1 protein-coding gene and 1 pseudogene are annotated in these 2,215 nt (G+C 48.3%); one reads left to right on the forward strand and one right to left on the reverse strand.

The genetic code is table 11. The features are described from left to right. Positions 1-711: 711 nt before the first annotated feature. On the forward strand, positions 712-1,701 hold the full coding sequence (locus tag AAIE02_RS23545; protein WP_498533416.1) for a RepB family plasmid replication initiator protein: 990 nt from the start codon (positions 712-714) through the stop codon (positions 1,699-1,701). Between the two features lie 326 nt (positions 1,702-2,027). On the opposite strand, the pseudogene AAIE02_RS23550 reads toward AAIE02_RS23545, so the two are convergent. Continuing rightward, positions 2,028-2,215, reverse strand: a pseudogene (locus AAIE02_RS23550) (tyrosine-type recombinase/integrase); the annotation flags it as partial.

Raw genomic sequence — 2,215 nt, forward strand, 5'->3', positions numbered from 1 at the left:
CAAATGTGCTGTCAGCTATCGTCGCCTGTACTAAATGCCAAAGCATTCCGGTCGGCCCCCTCCCTCCCTCTCTCTAAGTAGACGGTGATTCCAGTGCATATCTTTCGTTTTTGTCCCGCGTAAGGAACAAAAGAAAATATTACTACTGCTGGCCAGCTCATCTTTTCAGCGTCACGCTGCAGCCAGAATATAAGTAGTGCTCGCCGCAGCCTTGTGACCGAGCAACGCGAGCGAACGGGCGAGGAAGCGCAATATCATCATTGCTAAAATGAGCAGGTACGCGCCAGTGTTTGATCACTGAAATCGCATATCTTAACGATTTTACATCAGTGGGTTATCCACATATACAGTTCTTCGATCCAGCAATAAGATCCTTAAAGCGATCCCTTTTAAGATCCAAAGAAGATCCCCGGATCGCTGCAGGCCCTGTCAGCTCTGTTCCTGGGGGATGATCACATAAGCTATAGAAGGATAATCATAAGCTGTAACTGGTATACAATAAGCTGTATCATGTAAAGGATATACTGTGATGAGTCAGCTACATAAACTATAGTAAGTATGAAGCCCAGAAACACACCTTGGGTTGTGTATAACATGAAGCTGCTTGTACCAGGCCTTACGGCTATTACAGGTTAGCAATCAGCATTCTTATTCTTTACTTTCCCAGCGCCCGGAGGCTATCTGGACAAGGACAATCTGGACATAAAAAAACTGTTTGAAGAGGTGGATAAATCCTCCGGCGAAATAGTTAACCTCACGCCCAATGGAAGTAATACGGTCCAGCCTGTGGCACTGATGCGGCTTGGTGTTTTCGTTCCCACGCTCAAATCTCTGAAAAACAGTAAAAAGAATACGCTTTCTCGTACGGATGCTACTGAAGAGCTGACGCGGCTTTCTCTTGCCAGAGCTGAAGGCTTTGATAAGGTCGAGATCACCGGCCCACGGCTTGATATGGATAACGATTTCAAGACCTGGGTCGGGATCGTCCATTCCTTTGCCCGGCATAAGATTATTGGGGATAAAGTGGAACTTCCGTTCGTCGAGTTCGCTAAACTGTGTGGTATCCCTTCAAGCCAGTCGTCCCGCAAACTTCGGGAGCGCATTAGTCCATCGCTTAAACGCATTGCGGGTACCGTGATTTCCTTTTCCCGCACTACCGAGAAGCACACCAAAGAGTACATCACGCACCTGGTCCAGTCTGCCTACTACGATACAGAGAAAGACGTGGTTCAGTTACAGGCAGATCCGCGTTTATTTGAACTTTATCAGTTTGACCGCAAAGTACTTCTGCAACTCAAGGTTATCAATGCCCTGAAGCGCAGGGAATCAGCTCAGGCACTCTACACTTTTATTGAGAGTCTTCCGCGGGATCCGGCTCCTATCTCGTTGTCGCGCCTCCGAGCCCGTCTGAATCTGAAATCTCCGGTCTTTTCTCAGAACCAAACGGTAAGGCGTGCCATGGAGCAGCTGCGTGACATAGGATACCTGGATTACACCGAGATCCAGCGCGGCCGGACAAAGCTTTTCTGTATCCACTACCGGCGTCCCAAGCTGAAGGCACCTAACGATGAAAGTGCAGAAAACCCGCAGCTGCCAGCGGCGAAGCGGGATGTCAGTCCGGAAATGGCTGAAAAACTGGCTGTCCTAGAAAAGCTGGGGATCACGCTTGATGATCTGGAGAAGTTGTTCAAAACATCCTGAACATAAGCTGTAATGAGTAATTTTATTGTTGCTACACACCACAGCTTATATTAATGGCTCCGGAGAGTAACCTGCTCACTATAGTTTATATAAGCTGTGGCGAGGCGTCTCCTGTCAGTTCGTTTGTACCGCTTGACTGAAAGCTCTTATCTTCGGTCTGAGAATTATTATTGGCTCGCAACAGCAGGAGTTTTTCAGGATGATAATACTCACTGTAGCTTATGTTGCTTACTGCAGTTTATGTTGTGGGCATTCTACTCTCCATAGCTTATGTAAATTGTGGAAAGCAGTAATGTCATTTCAGCGGCGGCAGTGTCTATAAAATCTCATCGTGCATCACGCCCGTACCTGCTAAACGGCTCGGCCAGCGTGGCAACTGGGTCCAGCGCAAGCGCCCACGTATAAACTTCCATCGAACGTGGCTCCTTATGCCCGGCCAGACCTGAATGACTATCCTGGACCGCCGGTGATAGAGCGTGTGCATGGTATAGCTGTGGCGGAATATATGCGGCGT

The sequence above is a fragment of the Cedecea sp. Ae19-4 genome (genome assembly GCF_059801165.1).